Here is a 24,392-nt window from a genome sequence, read left to right on the forward strand (position 1 = left end):
ACAGTTTTTTCACATCTGAGGGTGTTACCTGTGGGGGCGCACCCTCAACTCTCGCTGGCCACCCCGGTCTTGCGCCGTGGGATGCCCAGGCGCTGGCGCCGTTCCCACAGGCACTTGCGGCTCACGCCCAGCTTGCGTGCCAGTTCGGTTTCGGTCATGTGGTCCTGGTGCTCAAGGACGAAATGCTGGAAGTAGTCTTCCAGTGACAAATCCTCCGTCGGCTCGTGGCTGGTATTGCTACCGCCGCCCTGTTGTGGGGCCAGGCCGATGAAGTCGTCATCCTCAAGGTCACTGAGCTCGATATCGATGCCCAGCAGCTCGGCGGAAATCTCCGGGCTCTCCGACAGGATCACCGCACGTTCGACCGCATTCTCCAGTTCACGCACGTTACCCGGCCACGAGTAATGCCGAATGGCCTGTTCGGCATCCGGGGCGAACTTGAGGTCGGTACGGTTGATGCGGGCGCTCTGGCGCAGCAGGAACGCGTTGGCGATCTCGTTGACGTCGGCGCCACGCTCGCGCAGGGCCGGCAGCTTGAGGGCGATCACGTGCAAGCGGTAATACAAGTCTTCACGGAACTGGCCGATCTTGGCCAGGCTCTTTAGGTCACGGTGCGTGGCTGCGATCAGGCGCACATCCACCTTCTGCGATTGCACCGAACCGACGCGGCGAATCTCGCCTTCCTGCAGCACGCGCAGCAGACGCGCCTGGGCTTCCAGGGGCAGCTCACCGATTTCATCGAGGAACAATGTGCCGCCGTCCGCGGCTTCGACCAAACCTGCACGGCCGGCGCTGGCGCCGGTAAACGCGCCTTTCTCGTGGCCGAACAGCTCGGACTCGATCAGCGATTCGGGGATCGCCGCGCAGTTCACCGAGATCATCGGTGCCTTGGCGCGCTTGGAGAGGTTGTGCAGGGCGCGGGCTACCAGTTCTTTACCGGTACCCGACTCGCCCTGGATCAGTACATTGGAATCAGTCGGCGCGACCTTGCGGATCTTGCTGTACAGGTCCTGCATCGGTGGGCAGGAGCCGATGATGCCGATCTCGCCGTTACTGTTGTCGACGCCCGGCTTGTCGGCGCCGTTGGCCGCTTTACCGGCGGGGCGCTGTTCGGCAGGAGCGCTGCTGGCCGACTGGCGGTCACGCAGGATGCGGGCCACGGCCTGGAGCATTTCATCGTGGTCGAAAGGCTTGGCGATGTAGTCCACCGCGCCCATCTTCATGGAGTCCACCGCCGAGCGCAGGCTGGCGTAGCTGGTCATGATCAGCACCGGGGTGCCCTGGCCAAGCTTGATCAACTCGGTGCCAGGCGCGCCCGGCAGGCGCAGGTCACTGACAATCAGGTCGAACGTGGGAATGCTGAACCGCTCCTGGGCTTCCTGCACCGAGCCGGCTTCGCTGACCTGGTACTGATTACGTTCAAGCAGGCGACGCAAGGCAGAGCGGATAATGGTTTCGTCTTCGACGATCAAAATGTGCGGCATTGATTCAATTCTCTCGACGGTCTCAGTTCACAGCGGACGTCGCTTCGACATGACGCGGCAAGGTCACCCGAATACGGGTGCCGCGTTGGCTTTCGGTGTCAGCCGGGCTGTCGATGGTGATTTGTCCATAATGCTCTTCAACGATGGAATAGACCAGTGCAAGGCCCAGACCGGTACCTTCACCCGGATCCTTGGTGGTGAAGAAGGGTTCGAACAATCGGTCCATGATGTTCTGTGGAATGCCGCTGCCTTCATCCTCCACGATCAGGTCGACCGTGTGCTCGAAAGCCTCGCTCTTGACGCGTACCGCGCTGTGCGGCGGCGACGCGTCACGGGCGTTGGACAGCAGGTTGATCAGCACTTGGGCCAGGCGTTGTGAGTCGCCGTCGACCCAGTGGTCGGGGTCGCACAAGTTGAAGAACTGTACTTCGAAATTACGCCGGTTCAAGGCCAGCAGCCCAATGGCATCCTGCGCCACCTCGGCCAGGCACACGGCCTCGTCCTGATTCTGATGGGCGCCGGCATGGGCAAAGCTCATCAGCGACTGCACGATGCGCGAGACCCGCTTGGTCTGTTCGAGGATTTGCCCGCTGATCTCGGTGATTTCGCCGTCTTCCTCGCGTTCTTCGCGCAGGTTCTGCGCCAGGCAAGCGATACCGGTAATCGGATTGCCGATTTCATGGGCCACGCCTGCGGCCAGGCGACCGATGCTGGCCAGGCGCTCGGAGTGCACCAGCTTGTCTTCGAGCATCTGCGTGTCGGTCAGGTCTTCGACCAGCAGCACCAGGCCGCTGTTGCCGGGGGCCAGCGGCTCGTCGATGGCGGCTTTGTGCAGGTTGAGCCAGCGGGTCTGGCCGTCAAGGGCCAGGTGCTGCTTGTGCAAATGCTCGTCGGGCAGGTTGATAAAGCCTTGCAGCAGTTCTTTCCACGGATCGCCCAAGGTGTTGAGGCGCGAGCCGACCACCCGTTGTGCGGCGATGCCGGTGAGTTCTTCCATGGCCTTGTTCCACATCAGGATCTCTTGATCCTTGGCCAGCGAGCACACGCCCATCGGCAGTTCCTGCAGGGTCTGGCGGTGGTAGCGACGCAGGGCATCGAGTTCGGCGGCCAGCCCGGTGAGGCGTGAGTGGTAATCCTCCAGCCGGCTCTCGATGAAATGGATGTCTTCGGTGACGTAGTTTTCGCCGCCGGCCTTGTAGGGCAAAAAGGTTTCGACGATGTCCTGGGACACGCTGGGGCCCATCAGGCCGGACAGGTTGGCTTCAATACGGTCACGCAGGCGGCGCAGGGCATACGGGCGCCGCTCGTCAAACGGCAGGTAGAGGTCGCGCAGCGCCTGCTCGACCTCCTTTTGCGCGGCCTTGGCGCCCAGCGGCTTGGCCAGTTGCGTGGCGAACTCCTGGGGCGAGGCGGCATGCAGTTCGCGGCGCTGCGGGCGGCGCACGTTGTCTACTGCGCAGGCTTCGGCGGCGCTGGTTTCTTCGGGGCTGGCGTTGGTGAACAACGAAATCAGGGTGAACATCAGCACGTTGGCCGCCAGCGAGGCAATCGCCGCCATGTGCCAGCTGGTGTCGTCCAGCACGTAGATCATGTTCAGCAGCGGGATGTAGAAGCCCTGCAGATTGCCGACCAGCGGCAGCAGCATGGTCACGAGCCACACCAGGATCCCGGCCAGCAGCCCGGCGATGAAGCCACGTCGATTGGCCGTCGGCCAGTACAGCACCGACAGCACTCCCGGCAGGAACTGCAAGGTCGCGACAAACGCGACGATGCCCAGGTTGGCGAGGTCTTGTCCGGCGCCGAGCAACAGGTAGAACCCGTAGCCGGCCATGATGATCGCGACAATCAGCGCGCGGCGCGTCCACTTCAGCCAGCGGTAGATATTGCCTTCGGCCGGTGGCTGGTACAGCGGCAGCACCAGGTGATTGAGCGCCATGCCCGACAGCGCCAGCGTGGTGACAATAATCAGCCCGCTGGCTGCCGACAAGCCGCCGACATACGCCAGCAGCGCCAGGGCCGGGCTGTTGGCGGCGATGCCGATGCCGAGGGTGAAGTATTCCGGATTGGTCGTTGCCCCGAGTTTGAGGCCGGCCCACAGGATCAGCGGCACCGCCAGGCTCATCAGCAGCAGGAACAGCGGCAAGCCCCAACTGGCGCTGACCAGCGAGCGCGGGTTGAGGTTCTCGGTGAAAGTCATGTGATACATGTGCGGCATCACGATGGCCGAGGCGAAGAACACCAGCAGCAGCGTGCGCCATGGACCTTCCTGCAGCGGCGTGTGCAGGGCGGCGAGGGCCGTCTGGTTTTGCAGCAGCCACAGTTCCAGCTGTTGCGGGCCATCGAACACGCCGTAGAGCGCATAAAGGCCGACACCGCCGATGGCGATCAGCTTGATCACCGACTCGAACGCAATCGCGAACACCAGGCCTTCATGCTTCTCGCGGGTGGCGATATGGCGTGAGCCGAAGAAAATCGTGAACAGCGTGATCAGCGCGCAGAAGGCCAGGGCGACGCGGTGCTGCACGGGCTCACGGGTGAGGATGCTGATGGAGTCGGCCACTGCTTGAATCTGCAGGGCCAGCAAGGGCAGTACGCCGATCAGCATGAAAACGGTGGTCAGCGCGCCGGCCCAGGTGCTGCGAAAACGGAAGGCGAACAGGTCGGCCAATGACGACAGTTGATAGGTGCGGGTGATCTTCAGGATCGGGTAGAGCAGCACCGGCGCGAGCAAAAATGCGCCGGACACGCCCAGGTAACTGGACAGGAAGCCGTAGCCATACTGATAGGCCAGGCCCACCGTGCCATAGAACGCCCAGGCGCTGGCGTAGACGCCCAGGGACAAGGTGTAGGTCAGCGGATGGCGAATGATCGCCCGCGGAATCATTCCGCGCTCACTGATCCAGGCGACCCCGAACAGCGCCGCCAGGTAGGCGGCGCTGATCAGCAGCATCTGGGTGAGGCTAAAGCTCATCGGCATCTTTTTGGCTCTGCAGGATAAAGGTCACGACGATCAGGATCAGCCACAGCAGATATGGGCGGTACCAGGCGCCCGTGGCGTCGATCCACCAATCCATGATGGCGGGGGAAAACAGGTAGATCCCGACGACCAGCAGCAGGACCAATCGATAGATGTACATGTTGGCCTCTGATTGAAAAACTGCGGCGATGGTAACGGATGGTGGGCAAGCTGCAAGCGCCTTCAGCTCAATTGCGCTTCGGCCAACGTGAGTGTGCGCGGGATGCGGCTGGCATCCCACTGCGCAATGCCCCAATCCAGCAGCTCCCGTGGGCTGGCGTGGAGCAACTCGCTGCCGGGTTGCTGGCCGAGCGCGCGCAGGGCTCTCAATAGCAAAGGCGTGGCCTGGTCAGGTGTCAACGGCGGGGAGCGATAGGATTTGCCCAATTTGTTACCGTCCGGCTGGACAATCAACGGTACGTGAAGATAGCGCGGTTGGCGCAGGCCCAGCAGCTCCTGCAGATACAACTGGCGCGGCGTGGAGTCGAGCAGGTCGGCGCCGCGCACGATATCGGTCACCCCTTGCCAGGCATCGTCGAGGACCACGGCCAATTGATAGGCGTACAGGCCGTCACGGCGGCGGATGATGAAATCGCCTACATCGCGGCCCAAGTGCTGTCTGAATTCACCCTGAACGCGGTCAGTAAAGTGGTATTCCAGCTCAGGAACGCGCAGGCGAATGGCGGCATCTTGCTGGTCATGCCCGGCATTGCGGCACAGTCCCGGATAAATCCCGTTGTAGCCCTCCAGCTGTTTGCGCGAGCAGGTGCACGCATAGGCCAGGCCGTGGTTGAACATATCGTTCAGCACTTTGGCGTAGGCATCATGCCGCTCGCTTTGTCGGACCAATTCACCGTCCCACTCAAAGCCGTAGCTTTCCAGGGCGTGCAGGATCGCCGTTTGGGCGCCGGGCTCTTCACGTGGAGGGTCGAGGTCTTCCATGCGCATCAGCCAGCGGCCTTGGTTGGCGCGGGCGTCGAGGTAGGAGGCGAGGGCGGCGACCAGCGAGCCGAAGTGCAAATGGCCGCTGGGCGTGGGGGCGAAACGCCCGATATAAGTAGAGGCTGTCATGGGCCGGATACTACTGGAAAAGCAGTAAATTCCAGAAACAAAAATGGGGCGTTCGCACGCCCCATTTCTTTCAGCTCGGCGGGATTACTTGCCGACCTGTTTTTCCTTGATTTCAGCCAAGGTCTTGCAGTCTACGCAGAGGTCCGCGGTAGGGCGGGCTTCCAGGCGACGAATACCGATCTCGACGCCGCAGGATTCGCACCAGCCGTATTCTTCGTCTTCGATCAGTTGCAACGTCTTGTCGATTTTCTTGATCAGCTTGCGCTCGCGATCACGGGCGCGCAGTTCGAGGGCGAACTCCTCTTCCTGGCTGGCACGGTCGGCCGGGTCCGGGAAGTTGGCGGCTTCGTCCTTCATATGGTCAACCGTGCGGTCGACTTCCTGCATCAAGTCCTGCTTCCACTTCTTCAGGATATTGGAGAAGTGCTTGCGCATGGGCTCGCTCATGTACTCCTCACCCTTCGCCTCAACATAGGGTGTGAAGCCGCTGAGGCCTGAGGATTGTTGTTGCTTTGCTTGGGTGGACATGAATAGACCGCCTCTCACTCTTCTAATCCATTGCGCAGGATTGCAACGTCACCGACACCTGCCGGCCCTGCGGCTGCAAGCGGGCGAACTTACCAGATAGATTCAGGGTGCGCCACTCCCGGTTGTCGAGGGCCATCACGCCAGGGTTGCTGACAGCAGCAGCCCGCTATGGCTGGGTATGGATCGCCCTGCGTGTTGATTTTAGTCGTTTTACAAGCGCTTGCTGGCCCATCTTGAGCGGCCGAGCAGGCAATAGAACATGTTTTACGCCAGGGGTTCGGTAGAATCCTTATTTTGTCCTCACCGTTAAGGAAGGCTAATGGCTCAGCCCTACAGTGCGCGCAGTCGCGCCATCGAACCTTTTCATGTCATGGCGTTGCTGGCGCGAGCCAATGAGCTGCAGGCGGCCGGCCATGATGTGATCCACCTGGAAATCGGCGAACCGGATTTCACCACCGCCGATCCAATCATCCAGGCCGGCCAGGCAGCATTGGCCAACGGCAAAACCCGCTATACGGCGGCCCGTGGCCTGCCGGAGCTGCGCGAGGCCATCAGTGGCTTCTACCAGCAGCGCTACCGCCTGGACATCGATCCCGAGCGCATCTTGATTACCCCGGGCGGTTCCGGCGCCTTGCTGCTGGCCAGCAGCCTGTTGGTGGACCCCGGCAAGCATTGGCTGCTGGCTGACCCGGGTTACCCGTGCAACCGGCACTTCCTGCGACTGGTGGAAGGGGCCGCGCAGTTGGTGCCGGTGGGCCCCGATGTCCGTTATCAACTAACCGCCGACCTGGTTGCCAGGCATTGGGACCAGGACAGTGTGGGGGCTCTGGTGGCCTCGCCGGCCAACCCCACCGGCACAATCCTCACGCGGGATGAATTGGCAGGGCTGTCCAGTGCCATCAAGGCCCGTAACGGCCATTTGGTCGTGGACGAGATTTATCACGGCCTCACCTACGGCACCGACGCCGCCAGCGTGCTGGAGGTCGATGATGAAGCGTTTGTCCTGAATAGTTTTTCGAAGTATTTCGGCATGACCGGCTGGCGCCTGGGGTGGCTGGTGGCACCACCGGCAGCCGTCGGTGAGTTGGAGAAGTTGGCGCAGAACCTGTACATCAGCGCGCCCAGCATGGCCCAGCATGCGGCACTGGCCTGCTTTACCCCGCAAACCCTGAGCATTCTGGAAGAGCGCCGCGCCGAATTCGGCCGCCGCCGTGACTTCCTGCTGCCAGCGCTGCGCGAACTGGGTTTCGGCATCGCCGTCGAGCCGGAAGGGGCGTTCTACCTGTACGCCGACATCAGCGCCTTCGGCGGTGATGCCTTCGCGTTCTGCCGACACTTCCTCGAAACCGAGCATGTCGCGTTTACGCCCGGCCTGGACTTCGGCCGTTATCAAGCCGGTCACCATGTGCGATTTGCCTACACGCAAAACCTTGATCGGCTACAAGAAGCGGTAGAGCGGATCGCCCGTGGCCTGCGGAGTTGGCAAGGCTGATGCGTTTTTATCCTCCCCTCGAAGAAGCGCGCCTGATTCGCCGATACAAGCGTTTTCTCACCGATATCGAGACCGTTACCGGCGAATTGCTGACCATTCACTGCCCCAACACCGGCTCGATGCTCAATTGCATGGTCGAGGGCGGGCAGGTCTGGTTCAGCCGTTCCAATGACCCCAAGCGCAAATTGCCGGGCACTTGGGAAATCGCCGAAACGCCCCAGGGCCGCCTGGCCTGTGTCAACACCGCGCGCGCCAATCAGTTGGTCGAAGAGGCGTTGCTGGCCGGGGTGATTGTCGAGCTCAATGGCTTTACTGCATTGAAGCGCGAAGTGCCTTACGGCCAGGAGAAAAGCCGCATCGACTTTCGCCTGGATTACCCGAATGGCGCGGCCTATGTCGAGGTCAAGAGCGTGACCCTGGGTTTCGATGACACTCCCGTTGCCGCCTTCCCCGATGCAGTCACCCAGCGCGGCGCCAAGCATTTGCGCGAATTGGCGCACCTGGCGCGTGACGGCGTGCGCGCGGTGCAGCTGTATTGCGTCAATCTCTCCGGCATTGACGCAGTGCGCCCGGCGGTGGAGATCGATGCCGCCTATGCCGCGGCCTTGCGTGAGGCAAAGGCGGCGGGCGTCGAGGTGCTGGCGTATGGCGTGAAGGTTACGCCTGAGGAAATCTTCGTTGACCGTCGACTGGAGGTGCTGCTCGACTAGAGTTGCACCCACAGCCCCTGTTCGTCTTCGCGGCCGGGCAGGGCGGTAAGGCTTGCGCCTGCGCAGGGTCCGGCGATGCACTCGCCGCTTTCGATCAGGAACAGCGCACCGTGGGTCGCGCACTGGATCAGGCTGGCACTGGCGTCGAGGAAGCGGTCGGGCTGCCATTCCAGCGGAATTCCGCGATGGGGGCAGCGGTTGATATAGAAGTAGGCAACACCGTCGCGGCGCACCGCCAGCAGCTTGCAGCCGTCCAGATCAAACCCCAGGCTGGAGTTGGGGGCGAGGGCGTCGGAGGGGCAGAGAAACTTCATTTCAATCCTTAAGTGCCTTGACGTGCAAATGCAAACAATTATCAAATGCCGGCTTCGCCCGTCAGCTGACCGGGTGCTTGGTTCGATGTTCGGCAGGGGTTACCTGTCACATCACCGAGTGCTCGAAAGGCCCTGCCCTTGGAAGGAAACCCTGTTATGCGCCTGAGTGCCAGCGCTATTGCGCTTGTTGTCGGACTGTTCGTCAACCAAGGGGCGCAAGCCTCTGAACTGCCTCAACGCTGGGTGAGTGCCGGTGGGGCGCTGTCGGAGTGGGTGACGGCCCTGGGCGGTGAGTCGAAGCTGGTGGGGGTGGATACCACCAGCCAGCATCCGGAATCGCTCAAGGCGTTGCCGAGCATTGGTTATCAGCGCCAGTTGTCGGCTGAAGGCATTCTCAGCCTGCGTCCCCAGGTGCTGGTAGGGACCGACGAAATGGGGCCGCCGCCGGTGCTGGCGCAAATCCACAGCGCGGGCGTGCAGGTGGAGATGTTCTCGGCGGAACCGGACCTCCCGGCCCTCAAAGGCAATCTCCAGCACCTGGGCAAGTTGCTGGGCAACCCGGCCAAGGCCGATGAATTGTTTACCGGATATGAGCAAGCCCTCGACCAACAGAAGCGCTGGGTTGCCAAGGCCCAGGCCACGCAAAAAGCGCCGGGTGTGTTGGTGCTGATCGGCCACGCCGGCGGTAAATCGCTGATCGCGGGCAGGGACACTGCCGCTGACTGGGTGTTGCAGCATGCGGGCGGGCACAACCTGGCGACTCATAATGGTTACAAGCCGTTTTCGCTGGAGTCGCTGGCGGGGTTGAGCCCTGATGTGTTGGTGTTCGCTGATCGTGCCCTGACCGGCGACGCGGCACGCGCGGCGTTGTTCAAGGAGAATCCGATCCTTGCCTCGACGCCGGCGGCCAAGAATGGCCGAGTGTTTGAGCTGGACCCGACCTTGCTGGTCGGCGGCCTGGGGCCGCGTCTGCCGCAAAGCCTGGTAGAGCTGTCCGCCGGGTTCTATCCCGCCCAGGCTAAAGCCGCCCCATGACCACTCTGGTTAAACCGCGAACGTTATTTATCGGGCTGACGATACTGTGCGCCCTCGCGACTTGGCTATCCCTGGCGCTGGGGCCTGTGAGCCTGCCCTTGCTGGATACGCTGAAGGCGGCGCTGCGATTGATCGGGGTGCCGATCCAGGCGCAAGGGTTGGAGCAGGCGGAGCTGATCCTGGGGCAGATTCGTCTGCCGCGAACCTTGCTGGGGCTGGCTGTCGGCGGTGTATTGGCATTGTCGGGCGTGGCCATGCAGGGGCTGTTTCGCAACCCGCTGGCGGATCCGGGATTGGTGGGCGTTTCCAGTGGTGCGGCGCTGGGCGCAGCAGTGGCGATTGTCGGGGGTTCGTTTTTCGGCGGCTTGCCGGATGCCTTCGGGCCTTACCTGTTGTCGTTGTGTGCATTCCTCGGTGGCCTGGGGGTGACCGCGCTGGTCTATCGACTGGGTCGGCGTAACGGCCAGACCAATGTCGCCACGATGCTGCTCGCCGGTATCGCGCTGACGGCCCTCGCGACCTCGGTGGTCGGCTTGTTCACTTACCTGGCCGAGGACGCGACCCTGCGTACCCTTACGTTCTGGAACCTGGGCAGCCTCAATGGCGCCAGTTATTCGCGGCTGTGGCCTCTGTTGCTGGTGAGCGCTGGCGTAGCACTGTGGTTGCCGCGCCGCGCGAAGGCGCTGAATGCCTTGCTGCTGGGCGAGTCGGAAGCGAGCCACCTCGGGATCGATGTCGAGCGGCTCAAGCGCGAGTTGGTGTTCTGCACCGCGTTAGGAGTAGGCGCAGCGGTGGCCGCGGCGGGCATGATCGGCTTCGTGGGGTTGGTGGTGCCGCACCTGGTGCGCCTGTTGGCGGGGCCGGATCATCGCGTGCTGTTGCCGGCTTCGGTGTTGGCGGGCGCCAGCCTGCTGCTGTTTGCCGACCTGGTCGCGCGCCTTGCCTTGGCGCCGGCTGAATTGCCGATTGGTATTGTTACTGCATTTATCGGTGCGCCGTTTTTTCTGTACCTGTTGTTGCGGGGGCGTGCCTGATGCTGCGTGTGGAAGACCTGCATATCCGTCGCGGCAGCAAGACAGTGTTGGCGGATATCACCCTCGATCTGTTGCCGGGCCAGGTGCTGGGCGTACTCGGCCCCAACGGTGCGGGCAAGAGTACGTTGCTCGGCGCATTGTGCGGTGAGCTGCATCCCGACCAGGGCAAGGTGTGGCTGGACCAGCAAGCACTCAAAGACTGGACCGGCGCACAGCGCGCGCAGCGCTTGGCGGTATTGCCGCAAAGCTCGACCCTGGACTTTGCTTTTCGCGTGGAGGAAGTCGTCGGCATGGGGCGTTTGCCGCATCAGACCGGCCGCACGCGCGATGACGAAATTATCGACGCGGCGCTACAGGCTGCGGATGTCGGCCACTTGAGCGGTCGCAGTTACCTGGCGTTGTCCGGTGGCGAGCGTCAGCGCGTCCACCTGGCGCGGGTGCTGGCGCAGCTATGGCCGGGCGAGACGGGGCAGACGTTGCTGCTGGATGAGCCCACTTCAATGCTGGACCCGTTACATCAACACACCACATTGCAGGCGATTCGCACCTTTGCTGATCGCGGCGCGGCGGTGCTGGTGATTCTGCATGACCTGAATCTGGCGGCACGTTATTGCGACCGGATTTTGCTGCTGGAGCAGGGCCGACCGCATGCGCTGGACACGCCGGAACAGGTGATGCGTCCGGAGCCGCTGAAAGCCGTGTTCGGCCTGGATGTGTTGGTGCAGCCCCATCCTGAGCGGGGGCATCCCCTGATCATCGCCCGCTGAACGGTATGGCAGGCAGCTTTCTGCAGGCAAAAAAAGACCCGGCAAGAGCCGGGTCAAATAACCGTGATTAGCCTGATGAGGAGATAATCTGAGAGTCCGAACCAATGGTCTTTCAGTTATCGGCTGATCTCGCGACCAGTTGTGATAATCATAACGATTCTCATTTGAGAGTCAATGCTTGTTTTTGGTCGCTTCGGATTTTTCCTCAAACAATCGTTCGAAATGCCTGTAATTGCTGGGCTTGCTGACTGATCTAATTTCTCTGCCGTGCCGAGATGGCGTCCAGCTGGCGGTTCAACGCCTCCTTGCGCTCGGCCGGAATGTCGTTCCAGTGCACATCCATCAAGGCCCCTTCGATTGCATACAGCAGCACTTTCGAAGCCCGGAACCCGCGTGTTCTCACTGCTCGATAGGCATCCACAGCCCCCAGGCGGCGCAAGTCGGACGCACTGTGGATGCCCACCGCATGCAGCCACTGTGCAGACGTCTTGCCGAGGTTTTTCAGGTGTTGCAGCTCATCATTCATCAAGCCTCCTTGCGACGGCCGAATGGTGCGGTGGGTATCGTGACCAGGCAAGCCTGAAAAGGAGTGTAGCGCTCAGTAGGAAAAGCGTAGTTCTTTGGTCAGGAACGGCCTAAAAGCTTATAAGAATGACGCGGGGATTTTGACGGCGGGCAGGTGCAAGGTCCTTGGTACGTGGGTGCGTACCAAGGTCCGGGAGGACAATGTCTACTTGGTGCGGTAACGCAGGCGAGTGCCGAAATTGACCGACATGAGGATCTCGTCGGCGGTCAGTTCAGGTGGGAAGTAGGTGCCCGAGATTTGCGCATGGGCCAGGCTGGCGCCCTCCAGTGAGCAGTCACGCAAATCCAGGCCACGCAGGTCGGCGGAGCGGAAGTACGCGTCGGTGAAATCCACGCCGACGGCATTCAGCTCGCGCAGGTCCAAGCCGCGGAAGTCGCCGCCACGCATGTCGATCGCCCCTTCTTTTGGGCGTTCCTGATTGAAACCGCGGATATCGTCTTTATGCAGGAGCGAGTAGAGCGGTGTATCGAGAAGCTTGGGCTGACTCATGACGGCGACTCCTGTTGGATTTATGACGCCATTATAGTGCCACTATTGCTTGGTCGTGCGCCCAAGTAGACGACACGACCAAGAAATTTTTCTTACAGGCCCGGCAAGCGCTGACGAATATGCGCGACCAAGGCATCCAGTGTCCCGCTTTCATTGGTCTCGACGCGTTTGCTCAGCAGCAGTTCTTCGGCCGTCAGTGGGTCACGATTGGCCTGCTGTTCTTCGATTACCGCCAGCGTTGCGTCAGACGGATCGTTCTTGTCTGCCTGACGTTGTGCCAGCCAGGCGCTGATAACGGCTTGAGGTGCGTTGCAATCCAGGATCAGGAAAGGCGCGCCGGTGGCCTCGGCAACCTTGGCCGCTGCGTCGCGCTGTTCGCGTTTGAGGAAGGTCGCATCCAGCACTACCGGGTAGCCAGCACGCAATACGATGTCGGCGATTTCATTCAAGCGTGCGTAGGTGGCGGCGCTGGCATCCGCGGCATAAATGCCGGCCTGTGGCGTGTTTTCCACGTGTTGCTCGCCGAACAGGCGCTTGCGCTCCACATCCGAACGCAGGCGCACCGCCCCCAGTGCTTCGACCAGGCGCATGGCGACGTGGCTTTTGCCGACCGCCGAAACACCGTGGGTGATCGCCAGGAAACGCGATGGAATGGTGCTGTAGCTTTCGGCCAGGTTGGCGTAGTTACGGTACTGGCGCAGGGTAGTGGCGCGCTGCACCGGGCTTGCCTCGCTCGGCATGCTGAACAGCGAGATCTTGGCGCGAACGAGCGCACGGTAGGCTTTGTAGAAGTTCAGGACTTCGAGGCCCTGATAGTCGCCGGTCAGTTCCAGGTACTGGCTGATAAAGCGCCGCGCCAGCGACTTGAGGCCACGGTCTTCCAGGTCCATCGCCAGGAAGCCGGTGTCGGCGTACACGTCGGTGAAACGGAACGGTTCGTTGAACTCGATGCAGTCGAAAATAACCACGTGGCCATCGATCAAGGTGGCGTTGCCCAGGTGGATATCACCGTGACATTCGCGGGTGAAGCCTTCCAGCTTGCGCTGTGCCAGCAATGGCTTGAGGCGCTCGAAGCTGCTTTCAGCCCAGGCTTGCAGTGCTTCGAGTTGGTCCAGGTCGGCCTTGTCGCTGAGGAACGGGCGGATCTGGTCGAAGTTCTGCCGGACCGGTGCCATCACTTCGTCCGGCGTGCCGGCAGGGTGATCCTGCGGGACTTTCGGCGCGGTAAGGTGAAAGTGCGCGATCTGTTTGGCCATTTCATCGATGTGTGCGCTGGTCAGTTCGCCATTGGCCTGCAGGGTGCTGAGCAGTTGGCTTTGCGGGAACTGACGCATTTTCAATGCGTATTCGATGACCGGGCCGTCGCCGCCCAATTGCGGGGCTTCGGCCGTGCCGGTGATTGGCAATACTTCAAGATACAAATCTTCGGTCAGGCGCTGGTTGAGGCGCAGTTCTTCCTTGCAGAAGTGACCCCGGTCGTCCAACTGGGTGAAGTCCAGGAAGCCGAAGTTCATCGGCTTCTTCAATTTATACGCATAAGGACCGGTCAGGATGACCCATGAAATATGGGTCTCGATGACGTGGAACGCTTCTACCGGATGGGGGTATAAAGCCGGGTTTTGCAGGGCGGCGATCAGGGACTGGCTCACGGGCGATCCTTCAGAGTCTGGAGAAAAACATGGCGGGCATTATGGCTGCTGCGGCCGGTCGTGCAAACCGCTGTCCGGCTCATGTTGATCAGCCATAAAGTGCGTATAATCCGCCGCCATGACTCGAACCCGATCTCCCCGTTCCCGTAAAAAACCTCCTTCGCGTGGCCTGCGCCCATGGCTGGGCTGGGCGCTCAAGCTCGGCCTGGTGGGCCTTGTGGTGCTTGCCGGCTTCGCCGTTTACCTCGACGCCGTGGTCCAGGAGAAGTTCTCCGGCAAGCGCTGGACCATTCCGGCCAAGGTGTACGCACGCCCGCTGGAATTATTCACCGGCCAGAAGCTGAGCAAGGATGACTTCCTCACCGAACTCGATGCCCTGGGCTACCGCCGTGAACCCGTGAGCAATGGTCCGGGCGCTGCGGCTGTCAGCGGCAATACCGTCGACCTCAATACCCGTGGCTTCCAGTTCTATGAAGGCCTGGAAAAAGCCCAGCCGGTGCGCGTGCGTTTTTCCGGTGACTATGTAGCCGAGCTGTCATCGCTCAATGGCTCGAAGCTGCCGGTGGTGCGCCTCGAACCGCTGATGATCGGCGGGATTTACCCGAAGAATCTTGAAGATCGCATCCTGATCAAGCTGGATCAGGTGCCGCCGTATCTGCTCGAAACCCTGGTTGCTGTCGAGGACCGCGATTTCTACAGCCACTGGGGCGTGTCGCCGAAGTCGATTGCCCGCGCCATCTGGGTCAACACGTCTGGCGGCAAGATGACTCAGGGCGGCAGTACGCTCACCCAGCAGTTGGTGAAGAACTTCTACCTCACCAACGAGCGCAGCCTGACCCGTAAGCTCACGGAAGCCATGATGGCGATGCTGCTTGAACTGCATTACAGCAAGCAGGAAATCCTTGAGGCCTACCTCAATGAGGTCTTCGTCGGCCAGGACGGCCAGCGCGCGGTGCACGGTTTCGGCCTGGCCAGCCAGTTCTTCTTTGGCCAGCCGCTGTCCGAGCTGAAGCTGCATCAGGTCGCGTTGCTGGTGGGCATGGTCAAGGGGCCTTCCTACTACAACCCGCGTCGCAATCCTGAGCGTGCGCTGGAGCGGCGCAACCTGGTGCTCGATGTGCTTGAGCAGCAGGGCGTGGCCACCGCGGAACAAGTCGCTGCAGCCAAGAAAATGCCACTGGGTGTGACTACCCGCGGCAAATTGGCCGACAGCTCCTTCCCGGGCTTTATCGACCTGGTCAAGCGCCAGTTGCGTGAAGACTACCGTGACGAAGACTTGACCGAAGAAGGCCTGCGGATCTTCACCAGTTTCGACCCGATCCTGCAGATGAAGGCCGAAGCCTCGGTCAACGACACCTTCAAGCGCCTGACCGGTCGCAAAGGCTCCGACGAAGTCGAGGCCGCCATGGTCGTGACCAACCCGGAAACCGGTGAAGTCCAGGCCATGATCGGCAGCCGCCAGGCCAGTTTTGCCGGTTTCAACCGTGCACTGGATGCGGTACGGCCGATCGGCTCGCTGGTCAAGCCGGCCGTCTACCTGACCGCGCTGGAAAAACCGAGCAAATACTCGCTGACCAGTTGGCTGTCGGATGACCCGCTGTCGGTCAAAGGAGCCGATGGCCAGGTGTGGACGCCGCAGAACTTCGACCGTCGCTCCCACGGTACGGTGTTCCTGTACCAGGGGCTGGCGCATTCCTACAACATCTCTACCTCCCGGCTCGGCCTGGAAGTGGGCGTGCCGAACGTCCTCAAGACGCTGGCGCGCCTGGGCATCACCCGCGAGTTCCCGGCTTTCCCGTCGATCCTGCTGGGCGCTGGCGCAATGACGCCGATGGAAGTGGCGACCATGTACCAGACCCTCGCCAACGGTGGCTTCAATACGCCGATGCGCGGGATCCGCAGTGTGCTGACCGCCGAGGGCGAGCCGCTCAAGCGCTATCCCTTCCAGATCCAGCAGCGGTTCGACGCAGGCTCCATCTACCTGATCCAGAACGCCATGCAGCGCGTGATGCGCGAAGGTACCGGCAGCTCTGTCTATAAAGTGCTGCCGTCCAACCTGACGTTGGCGGGCAAGACGGGTACCAGTAACGACTCGCGCGACAGTTGGTTCGCAGGCTTCGGCCAGGACGTGCTGGCAGTGGTGTGGTTGGGGCGCGACGACAATGGCAAGACGCCGTTTACCGGTGCGACCGGTGCGCTGCAGGTCTGGACCAGTTTCATGCGCAAGGCCGACCCGCTGCCGCTGAACATGCCGCAGCCGGACAATATCGTGCAGGCCTGGATTGATCCGCACACCGGCCAGGGCTCTGACGCCAACTGTCCGGGCGCGGTGCAGATGCCGTATATTCGCGGCAGCGAACCACCACCCGGCGCCGCATGCGGTGGCAGTGCCCCTGCTGACGCGGAATCGGTGATGGATTGGGTCAAGGGCTGGATGAATTAAGCAAAGAGGGTTTCAAGTGAACAAGTGGTGGATTCCAGCTATTACAGCTCTGGCTTTGCTCAATGGTTGCGCCAGCGTGCAGCGCGGCTCCATTCCCGTGGTGGACTCGAGCACCGCTGTCTCCAATAACGACCGGATCTCGGCCAACGGCGGGTTCCGCCAGACCGTGACCACGCGTCCTGCCCAGGCCGCCACCCAGGCTGTGCCGCAGGATTCGGGCGTGGTGGTGATGGTGCCGGGCGCCGGGGCGGCTACCTCCGCGCCGATCAGCGCCGAGCCGTGGACCCCGGGGCCGAGCACTTCGGGCCCGATCGACACCGCGCCGGTCCAGGCGGCGCCGATCAATCAGGGCACCTACAACATGCCGTCGACACCCAGCGGCATCCCGTCATCGTCCAGCGCTGGCGGCTTGTCGGCTGACGAGCAACTGGATGGGCCGGTACTGGCCTTGCTGACCACCGCCCAGCAACAACAGGCCGGTGGCGACTTGAACGGTGCATCATCGAGCCTGGAGCGCGCCCAGCGTGTGGCGCCGCGCGAGCCGCAAGTGCTGTATCGCCTGGCTCAGGTACGCATGGCTCAGGGCGACGCACCGCAAGCCGAACAGTTCGCCCGTCGTGGCCTGACCCTGGCCAATGGGCGTCCCGACCTGCAAGCCAGCCTGTGGGCCCTGATCGGCGATGCACGGGCTGCGCAGGGCGACGCCGCCGGTGCTGCCCAGGCACGTCAGAAAGCCAAGGTCAGCCTCTGATGGATGCACGTTTTCCAGCGATTGCCGAACAGTTATTGCTGATCGAGCGCGAATTGCGCGTGCAAGGCTGGTGGGATGAAGTGCCCCCCAGCCCCGAGGCGCTCAGCAGCGTCGAGCCGTTCTCGGTGGACACCCTGGACTTTCATCAGTGGCTGCAGTGGATCTTCCTCGTGCGCATGAAGCAGATCCTCGAGCAGGACCTGCCACTGCCCAACGCATCCGGGATCCTGGAGATGGCCGAGATGGTCTATGCCGACCGTCCGTTGCAGAGCCTCGGATTGCGCAATGCGCTGAAAAAGTTCGACCAATTGATCGTCGACGCTCGTTAATTGCCTGACTGTCGGGTTTTCCGGCAGTCTTGCGCACATTTCTACCGCTTGACGACATTCAGGCGAGTTTTATCCCTCCTCAAAGCCCTTTCTTCTACGTTCTCATGCGCTTAGTTGGAAAAAAGCGCAATTATTGCTTGACTTGAAGGGGCTGAAACAGAAGAATCCAAAGTCCGCTGTATCGGGACTGCCAGAAGCAGGCCCGCTCAGCAGATCATGAGGCGCACATCCGCGCCGACCTGTTACACCCGCAACGCGTTACCTCGCGCTGGGTGGGAAAAGCCCGCAACACTTGGGACGATCCCAATACTTGCTCAGTCAGTGCTGACGTAGTCGGCGACCACCGTCGCTCATGCTCTGTTGAGAAGTAAACCTATTAAGACCCGTCGGTTTTCAACGGACGGTATTCTGGCGTTTTAGAGGTGAACAACGTGGAGCTTTTATCTGGCGGTGAGATGCTCGTCCGCTTTTTGCGTGACGAAGGCGTCGACTATATCTACGGGTACCCAGGTGGTGCTCTGCTGCATGTCTACGACGCACTGTTCAAGGAACCGGCTGTTACCCACATCCTGGTTCGCCACGAACAAGCTGCTACCCATATGGCTGACGGTTATGCCCGTGCCACCGGTAAAGCCGGTGTGGTACTGGTAACGTCCGGCCCAGGCGCGACCAATGCCATTACCGGCATCGCGACTGCTTATATGGACTCCATCCCGATGGTGATCATTTCCGGCCAGGTCGCCAGCACCATGGTGGGTACCGATGCATTCCAGGAAACCGACATGATCGGTATCTCCCGGCCGATCGTGAAACACAGCTTCATGATCAAGCATGCGTCGGAAATCCCGGAAGTCATGAAGAAGGCCTTCTACCTCGCTCAGTCCGGTCGCCCGGGTCCTGTGGTGGTCGATATCCCGAAGGACATGACCAACCCTGCGGAAAAATTCGAATACGTGTTCCCGAAGAAAGCCAAGCTGCGCTCCTACAGCCCGGCTGTTCGTGGGCACTCGGGCCAAATCCGCAAGGCGGCAGAAATGCTCCTGGCGGCCAAGCGCCCGGTGCTGTACTCGGGCGGTGGCGTGATTCTGGGCGGTGGTTCTGCACCACTGACCGAACTCGCCAAGCTGCTTAACCTGCCGGTGACCAACACCTTGATGGGCCTCGGCGCGTTCCCGGGCACGGACCGTCAGTTTGTCGGCATGCTTGGCATGCACGGCAGCTACACCGCCAACCTGGCCATGCACCACGCCGACGTGATCCTGGCAGTCGGCGCACGGTTCGATGATCGGGTGATCAACGGCGCGAGCAAATTCTGCCCGAATGCCAAGATCATCCATATCGACATCGACCCGGCGTCCATCTCCAAGACCATCAAGGCCGACGTGCCGATCGTGGGTCCTGTTGAAAGCGTGCTGACCGAAATGGTTGCTGCGCTCAAGGACATCGGCGAGACGCCGAACAAGGAATCCGTTGCCAGTTGGTGGAAGCAGATCGACGAATGGCGCGGTGATCGCGGCCTGTTCCCTTACGACAAGGGCGACGGCAGCATCATCAAGCCACAAACCGTGATCGAGACCCTGTGCGAAGTGACCAAGGGCGACGCCTTTGTGACCTCCGACGTGGGCCAGCACCAGATGTTTGCGGCGCAGTACTACAAGTTCGACAAGCCTAACCGCTGGATCAACTCCGGTGGCCTGGGCACGATGGGCTTTGGTTTCCCTGCGGCGATGGGTGTGAAGCTGAGCTTCCCGGACACTGACGTTGCGTGCGTCACCGGTGAAGGCAGTATCCAGATGAACATCCAGGAGCTGTCGACGTGCCTGCAATACGGCCTTCCGGTGAAGATCGTCTGCCTGAACAACGGCGTGCTGGGCATGGTTCGTCAATGGCAGGACATGAGCTACAACAGCCGTCACTCCCATTCCTATATGGAATCGTTGCCGGATTTCGTCAAATTGGTTGAAGCCTATGGCCACGTCGGCATTCGCATCACCGATCTGAAAGATCTGAAGCCGAAGATGGAAGAGGCGTTCGCCATGAAGGATCGCCTGGTGTTCATCGATATTCAGGTGGATACCAGCGAGCACGTCTACCCGATGCAGATCAAAGACGGCTCTATGCGCGACATGTGGCTGAACAAGACGGAGCGTACTTAATCATGCGGCACATTATCTCCCTGCTTCTGGAGAACGAACCCGGCGCTCTGTCTCGTGTTGTCGGCCTGTTTTCGCAACGCAACTACAACATCGAAAGCCTGACCGTGGCCCCGACCGAAGACCCGACCCTGTCGCGCCTGACGTTGACTACTGTTGGCCACGATGAGGTGATCGAGCAGATCACCAAAAACCTCAACAAGCTGATCGAAGTGGTCAAGCTGGTCGACTTGTCGGAAAGTGCCCACATCGAGCGCGAGCTGATGCTGGTTAAGGTCAAGGCCACGGGCGCCCAACGTGCCGAGATCAAGCGTACTACCGACATCTATCGCGGGCAGATCGTCGATGTGAGCGCCAGCGTTTATACCGTTCAATTGACCGGTACGAGCGACAAACTGGACAGCTTCATCCAGTCGATCGGGACGGCCTCGATTCTGGAAACTGTACGCAGTGGTGTCACCGGGATTGCCCGTGGCGACAAAGTACTCAGCATCTAACCCAATTAGTGAATGGCCTCACGGCCTGGATATATAGAGGAACCTCATGAAAGTTTATTACGATAAAGATTGTGACCTGTCGATCATCCAGGGCAAGAAAGTCGCCATCATCGGCTACGGCTCCCAGGGTCACGCGCAAGCTTGCAACCTGAAAGATTCCGGCGTTGACGTGACTGTTGGCCTGCGTAAAGGCTCGGCCACCGTTGCCAAGGCTGAGGCCCATGGCCTGAAAGTGACTGACGTTGCTTCCGCCGTTGCTGCTGCCGATCTGGTCATGATCCTGACCCCGGACGAGTTCCAGTCCGCGCTGTACAAGAACGAAATCGAGCCGAACATCAAGAAGGGCGCCACCCTGGCCTTCTCCCACGGCTTCGCGATCCACTACAACCAGGTGGTTCCACGCGCTGACCTCGACGTGATCATGATCGCGCCGAAAGCACCGGGCCACACCGTGCGTTCCGAGTTCGTCAAGGGCGGCGGTATCCCTGACCTGATCGCGATCTACCAGGACGCTTCGGGCAACGCCAAGAACGTTGCACTGTCCTACGCTGCTGGCGTGGGTGGCGGTCGTACCGGCATCATCGAAACCACCTTCAAGGACGAGACTGAAACCGACCTGTTCGGTGAACAAGCCGTTCTGTGCGGCGGTACTGTCGAGCTGGTCAAGGCCGGTTTCGAAACCCTGGTTGAAGCTGGCTACGCGCCGGAAATGGCCTACTTCGAGTGCCTGCACGAACTGAAACTGATCGTTGACCTCATGTACGAAGGCGGTATCGCCAACATGAACTACTCGATCTCCAACAACGCTGAATACGGCGAGTACGTGACGGGTCCGGAAGTGATCAACGCCGAATCCCGCCAGGCTATGCGCAACGCCCTGAAACGTATTCAGGACGGCGAATACGCCAAAATGTTCATCAGCGAAGGCGCTACCGGCTACCCTTCGATGACCGCCAAGCGTCGTAACAACGCCGCTCACGGTATCGAAGTCATCGGCGAGCAACTGCGCTCCATGATGCCGTGGATCGGTGCCAACAAGATCGTCGACAAAGCCAAGAACTAAGTCGCACGCATCAAGAGAAAACGCGGCTTAGGCCGCGTTTTTTCGTTTGGGGAGCCGGTTCTGGTATAAAGCTGCATCGTTTGCGGGCGAACACTCGCCGCACGTATTTGTCGAATTTTTTCAAACCGTTGCAAGGTAAAGTCCATGAGCGAACGTCCCGAAGAGCCAAGCCAGGCTTCTGACGCCGAAAGCCTGCTACCGATCGATGAACATGTCGAGGAAGGGCATGACGCTGAAGGCCGCAAGGTCCGGCATCGTGGCATCTATCTGCTGCCCAATCTGTTCACCACGGCGAACCTGTTCGCCGGGTTCTATTCCATCATCAACTCCATGAGTGCCCAGAGTGCGCTGGCGGCAGGTGATGCGGCGAGTGCCAGCAAGTATTTCGGCTTTGCCGCGATTGCGATCTTCGTGGCCATGGTGCTCGACGGCCTTGATGGTCGGGTGGCACGCATGACCAATACCCAAAGCGCCTTCGGTGCCGAGTATGACTCGCTGTCCGACATGGTCGCCTTCGGTGTCGCGCCGGCGTTGCTGGCGTTTGCCTGGGCGCTGGGTGATATGGGCAAGGTCGGCTGGATGGTTGCCTTCATCTATGTGGCGGGCGCCGCTTTGCGTCTGGCGCGCTTCAATACCCAGGTGGGGACTGCCGACAAGCGCTACTTCATTGGTCTGGCCAGCCCTGCGGCTGCCGGGGTGGTGGCGGGTATTGTCTGGGCGTTCAGTGACTACGGCATCCAGGGTTCCAAGATGTCGTTCCTGGTGGCATTGATGGTGGCTGCTGCCGGCATGCTGATGGTCAGCAACATCAAGTACAACAGCTTCAAGGAGCTGGACTTGAAGGGGCGCGTGCCTTTCGTGGCAATTCTGGCAGTGGTGCTGGTGTTCGCCGTGGTGTTCAGTGATCCGCCGCGCATTCTGTTGCTGGCGTTCCTGGTCTACGCCGCTTCGGGGCCGGTTCAGTACTTGTTGCATATGCGCCGGGACAAAACATTGCCTTAATGTAATTTCCCCAATACTCCGCAGTCTATTGGTGCATCAGTTCTCCAATGCTGCGGAGTTGCCATGTTAATCAAATTTCCCAAAGCGTCCGATTGCAATGAATCGGATGTCACGCCTGAATCCCTCTACTTTTCTCGCCGTGCGTTGCTCGGCGGTGCGCTTGCCGGTATGGCTGCCAGCAGTCTGCCGCGTTGGGCCAGTGCGGATGATGCTGCGCGTTACGCCGACGTCGAGCCAGGTAAGGCCCCGGGATGGTTTGCTGAAAAGCTGCCAGGCACCCAATGGCAGGCGGTGACGGTAAAAAACGAAGCCATCACCCCCTTCAAGGATGCTACTCACTACAACAACTTCTATGAGTTCGGTACTGGCAAGGGCGATCCAGCGGTGAATGCGGGCTCACTCAAGACCGAGCCGTGGAGCGTGGTGATTGATGGTGAAGTCGCCAAGCCTGGGCGTTACGCCCTGGAAGACTTCATGAAGCCGTATCAGTTGGAAGAGCGTATCTACCGTTTGCGCTGTGTCGAGGCGTGGTCGATGGTCATTCCCTGGATAGGCTTCCCTATAGCAGCCTTGCTTAAACAGGTCGAACCCACCTCCAAGGCCAAGTACATCCGCTTTGAAACCCTTCAGGACCCCAAGAGCATGCCGGGGCAGCGCTCGAGCTTCGGTTTGATCGACTGGCCTTATGTTGAAGGCCTGCGCCTGGATGAGGCGATGAACCCTTTGGCGATCCTTGCCGTGGGTATGTATGGGCGCGAGTTGCCGAACCAGAATGGGGCGCCGCTGCGTTTGGTCGTGCCGTGGAAGTATGGCTTCAAAAGCGTGAAGTCAATCGTGCGGATCAGCCTGGTGAGTGAGCAGCCGAAAACGACTTGGCAGAGTATCGCGGCGGATGAGTATGGGTTCTATGCGAACGTGAACCCTACGGTTGATCACCCGCGCTGGACCCAGGCCCGCGAGCGCCGTTTACCGAGTGGTTTGTTCAGCCCCAATGTGCGCGAGACGCAGATGTTCAATGGTTACTCGGATGAGGTCGCCTCTCTTTATACCAACCTCGATTTACGGAAGAACTATTGATGCGCTATCCGATCTGGCGCGCCAGCGTCTTTATCGCGGCGGTAGTCTGGCCGTTGTACTGGTTGTATGAGGCCTGGAGTTCCGCTCTGGGGCCAGATCCCGGAAAGGTGCTGGTTGACCGTTTGGGGTTGGGGACCCTGATCCTGTTGCTGGTCACCCTTGGGATGACACCGTTGCAGAAGCTGAGCGGTTGGGCAGGGTGGATAGCTGTACGTCGGCAGTTGGGGTTGTGGTGTTTTGCCTACGTGGTGCTGCACCTGGCGGCGTATTGCGTGTTTGTCCTGGGGTTGGATTGGTCGCAGTTGGGGGTTGAGCTGCGCAAGAGGCCGTACATTATTGTGGGGACGCTGGGTTTCTTGTGCTTGCTGATATTGGCGGTGACGTCCAATCGCTACAGTCAGCGTCGGCTGGGTGTTCGTTGGAAGAAGCTGCATCGCCTGGTATATGTGATTCTCGGCCTTGGGTTACTGCATATGTTGTGGATTGTGCGGGCGGACCTGAAGGAGTGGGCTATCTATGCTTCTATAGGGGCGCTGCTGTTAGTCCTTCGAATCCCTCCTGTAATGCGCAGGATTCCCCGCCTTATCGCGAAAAAATCACTTTCTGCAACAAAAGCGTAATTAGTGCTTGACGGCAGATTCTGGAAGTCTATAATTCGCCCCACTTCCGGCGCAGTCGAAACGGAAAACTCCTTGGTAAACAAAGAGTTACGCGAGATTCGACAGCGACTTGCTTCAGTTCATCGAAGCCCAGAAGGAGTTGGTAGAGCAGTGTTGTTTGGCTCTATTAACGTTTCGATCTTCTCGGTCGAAAGCGGAGAAAAAGAGGTGTTGACAGCAGCGTGTAACGCTGTAGAATTCGCCTCCCGCTAACGAGAGATCGGAAGCGCAAGTGGTTGAAGT

The 24,392-nt window shown here is 60.5% G+C and carries 23 protein-coding genes; 14 read left to right on the forward strand and 9 right to left on the reverse strand.

Annotated features, from left to right (window positions below; translation table 11 throughout):
* Positions 1–44 precede the first annotated feature (44 nt).
* From BBG20_RS31265 to dksA, 5 genes are all read right to left on the reverse strand, one after another.
* Positions 45–1,484, reverse strand: a complete 1,440-nt coding sequence (locus BBG20_RS31265) for a sigma-54-dependent transcriptional regulator (RefSeq protein WP_065910292.1) — start codon at positions 1,482–1,484, stop codon at positions 45–47.
* 22 nt (positions 1,485–1,506) lie between these two features.
* Positions 1,507–4,461: a sensor histidine kinase gene (locus BBG20_RS31270; RefSeq protein ID WP_168167075.1), complete on the reverse strand. Its 2,955-nt coding sequence runs from the start codon at positions 4,459–4,461 to the stop codon at positions 1,507–1,509.
* A complete protein-coding gene (locus BBG20_RS32880; protein ID WP_003176118.1) occupies positions 4,445–4,621 on the reverse strand; it encodes a hypothetical protein in 177 nt (58 codons plus the stop codon). Before BBG20_RS32880 ends, BBG20_RS31270 begins: the two co-directional genes overlap by 17 nt.
* 62 nt (positions 4,622–4,683) lie before the next feature.
* Positions 4,684–5,571: a tRNA glutamyl-Q(34) synthetase GluQRS gene (gluQRS, locus tag BBG20_RS31275; protein WP_065910296.1), complete on the reverse strand. Its 888-nt coding sequence runs from the start codon at positions 5,569–5,571 to the stop codon at positions 4,684–4,686.
* 84 nt (positions 5,572–5,655) lie between these two features.
* Positions 5,656–6,099 (reverse strand): RNA polymerase-binding protein DksA, encoded by a 444-nt coding sequence (gene dksA / locus BBG20_RS31280; RefSeq protein WP_065910298.1) that lies wholly within the window; start codon positions 6,097–6,099, stop codon positions 5,656–5,658.
* A 319-nt stretch (positions 6,100–6,418) separates the two neighbouring features.
* On the opposite strand from dksA, the gene BBG20_RS31285 reads away from it, so the two are divergent.
* Positions 6,419–7,591: a pyridoxal phosphate-dependent aminotransferase gene (locus BBG20_RS31285; protein WP_065910300.1), complete on the forward strand. Its 1,173-nt coding sequence runs from the start codon at positions 6,419–6,421 to the stop codon at positions 7,589–7,591.
* Positions 7,591–8,301 (forward strand): DNA/RNA nuclease SfsA, encoded by a 711-nt coding sequence (sfsA, locus tag BBG20_RS31290; protein WP_065910302.1) that lies wholly within the window; start codon positions 7,591–7,593, stop codon positions 8,299–8,301. Before BBG20_RS31285 ends, sfsA begins: the two co-directional genes overlap by 1 nt.
* Here the strand turns inward: sfsA and BBG20_RS31295 are convergent.
* Positions 8,298–8,615 carry a Rieske (2Fe-2S) protein gene (locus tag BBG20_RS31295; RefSeq protein ID WP_065910304.1) on the reverse strand — a complete coding sequence of 106 codons (318 nt, stop codon included), beginning with the start codon at positions 8,613–8,615 and terminating at the stop codon, positions 8,298–8,300. The genes sfsA and BBG20_RS31295 overlap by 4 nt on opposite strands.
* A gap of 156 nt (positions 8,616–8,771) precedes the next feature.
* Between BBG20_RS31295 and BBG20_RS31300 the strand changes: the two genes are divergently transcribed.
* From BBG20_RS31300 to BBG20_RS31310, 3 genes are read left to right on the forward strand one after another with little or no spacing between them, the layout of a single operon-like run.
* Positions 8,772–9,650, forward strand: coding sequence for a heme/hemin ABC transporter substrate-binding protein (locus BBG20_RS31300; RefSeq protein WP_065910306.1), 879 nt, complete (start codon positions 8,772–8,774; stop codon positions 9,648–9,650).
* Positions 9,647–10,684, forward strand: coding sequence for a FecCD family ABC transporter permease (locus BBG20_RS31305; RefSeq protein WP_065910308.1), 1,038 nt, complete (start codon positions 9,647–9,649; stop codon positions 10,682–10,684). The genes BBG20_RS31300 and BBG20_RS31305 overlap by 4 nt, the downstream gene beginning before the upstream one ends.
* On the forward strand, positions 10,684–11,451 hold the full coding sequence (locus tag BBG20_RS31310; protein WP_065910310.1) for a heme ABC transporter ATP-binding protein: 768 nt from the start codon (positions 10,684–10,686) through the stop codon (positions 11,449–11,451). The genes BBG20_RS31305 and BBG20_RS31310 overlap by 1 nt, the downstream gene beginning before the upstream one ends.
* A 253-nt stretch (positions 11,452–11,704) precedes the next feature.
* On the opposite strand, the gene BBG20_RS31315 is transcribed toward BBG20_RS31310, so the two are convergent.
* From BBG20_RS31315 to BBG20_RS31325, 3 genes are all read right to left on the reverse strand, one after another.
* Positions 11,705–11,977 carry a TfoX/Sxy family protein gene (locus BBG20_RS31315; protein ID WP_065910312.1) on the reverse strand — a complete coding sequence of 91 codons (273 nt, stop codon included), beginning with the start codon at positions 11,975–11,977 and terminating at the stop codon, positions 11,705–11,707.
* A 204-nt stretch (positions 11,978–12,181) separates the two neighbouring features.
* Complete coding sequence (locus BBG20_RS31320) at positions 12,182–12,526, reverse strand: pentapeptide repeat-containing protein (protein ID WP_065910314.1); 345 nt, start codon at positions 12,524–12,526, stop codon at positions 12,182–12,184.
* A 92-nt stretch (positions 12,527–12,618) separates the two neighbouring features.
* Positions 12,619–14,175: a bifunctional aminoglycoside phosphotransferase/ATP-binding protein gene (locus BBG20_RS31325; RefSeq protein ID WP_065910316.1), complete on the reverse strand. Its 1,557-nt coding sequence runs from the start codon at positions 14,173–14,175 to the stop codon at positions 12,619–12,621.
* 118 nt (positions 14,176–14,293) lie between these two features.
* Here BBG20_RS31325 and mrcB point away from each other — a divergent pair, with 118 nt between their 5' ends.
* The 9 genes from mrcB (at position 14,294) to msrQ (ending at position 24,110) form a co-directional block, all read left to right on the forward strand.
* Positions 14,294–16,618, forward strand: a complete 2,325-nt coding sequence (gene mrcB, locus BBG20_RS31330; RefSeq protein WP_065910318.1) for a penicillin-binding protein 1B — start codon at positions 14,294–14,296, stop codon at positions 16,616–16,618.
* A 16-nt stretch (positions 16,619–16,634) separates the two neighbouring features.
* Positions 16,635–17,369, forward strand: coding sequence for a tetratricopeptide repeat protein (locus BBG20_RS31335; protein WP_065910320.1), 735 nt, complete (start codon positions 16,635–16,637; stop codon positions 17,367–17,369).
* The gene (locus tag BBG20_RS31340) at positions 17,369–17,698 is read left to right on the forward strand and encodes a YqcC family protein (RefSeq protein ID WP_065910322.1); all 330 of its coding nucleotides are present in this window, start codon (positions 17,369–17,371) and stop codon (positions 17,696–17,698) included. The genes BBG20_RS31335 and BBG20_RS31340 overlap by 1 nt, the downstream gene beginning before the upstream one ends.
* 431 nt (positions 17,699–18,129) lie before the next feature.
* Positions 18,130–19,854 (forward strand): acetolactate synthase 3 large subunit, encoded by a 1,725-nt coding sequence (locus BBG20_RS31345; RefSeq protein WP_065910352.1) that lies wholly within the window; start codon positions 18,130–18,132, stop codon positions 19,852–19,854.
* A 2-nt stretch (positions 19,855–19,856) separates the two neighbouring features.
* Entirely contained in the window at positions 19,857–20,348 is a 492-nt protein-coding gene (ilvN, locus tag BBG20_RS31350; protein ID WP_003176102.1) for an acetolactate synthase small subunit, read from the forward strand.
* Positions 20,349–20,394: 46 nt separating this feature from the next.
* Positions 20,395–21,411 (forward strand): ketol-acid reductoisomerase, encoded by a 1,017-nt coding sequence (ilvC, locus tag BBG20_RS31355; protein ID WP_003176099.1) that lies wholly within the window; start codon positions 20,395–20,397, stop codon positions 21,409–21,411.
* A 144-nt stretch (positions 21,412–21,555) separates the two neighbouring features.
* Entirely contained in the window at positions 21,556–22,413 is an 858-nt protein-coding gene (pssA, locus tag BBG20_RS31360) for a CDP-diacylglycerol--serine O-phosphatidyltransferase (protein ID WP_065910324.1), read from the forward strand.
* A gap of 63 nt (positions 22,414–22,476) precedes the next feature.
* Positions 22,477–23,490 (forward strand): protein-methionine-sulfoxide reductase catalytic subunit MsrP, encoded by a 1,014-nt coding sequence (gene msrP, locus BBG20_RS31365; protein ID WP_065910326.1) that lies wholly within the window; start codon positions 22,477–22,479, stop codon positions 23,488–23,490.
* Complete coding sequence (msrQ, locus tag BBG20_RS31370) at positions 23,490–24,110, forward strand: protein-methionine-sulfoxide reductase heme-binding subunit MsrQ (RefSeq protein WP_065910328.1); 621 nt, start codon at positions 23,490–23,492, stop codon at positions 24,108–24,110. Before msrP ends, msrQ begins: the two co-directional genes overlap by 1 nt.
* Positions 24,111–24,392 lie beyond the last annotated feature (282 nt).

The organism is Pseudomonas aylmerensis (assembly GCF_001702265.1).
GTDB lineage: Bacteria > Pseudomonadota > Gammaproteobacteria > Pseudomonadales > Pseudomonadaceae > Aquipseudomonas > Aquipseudomonas aylmerensis.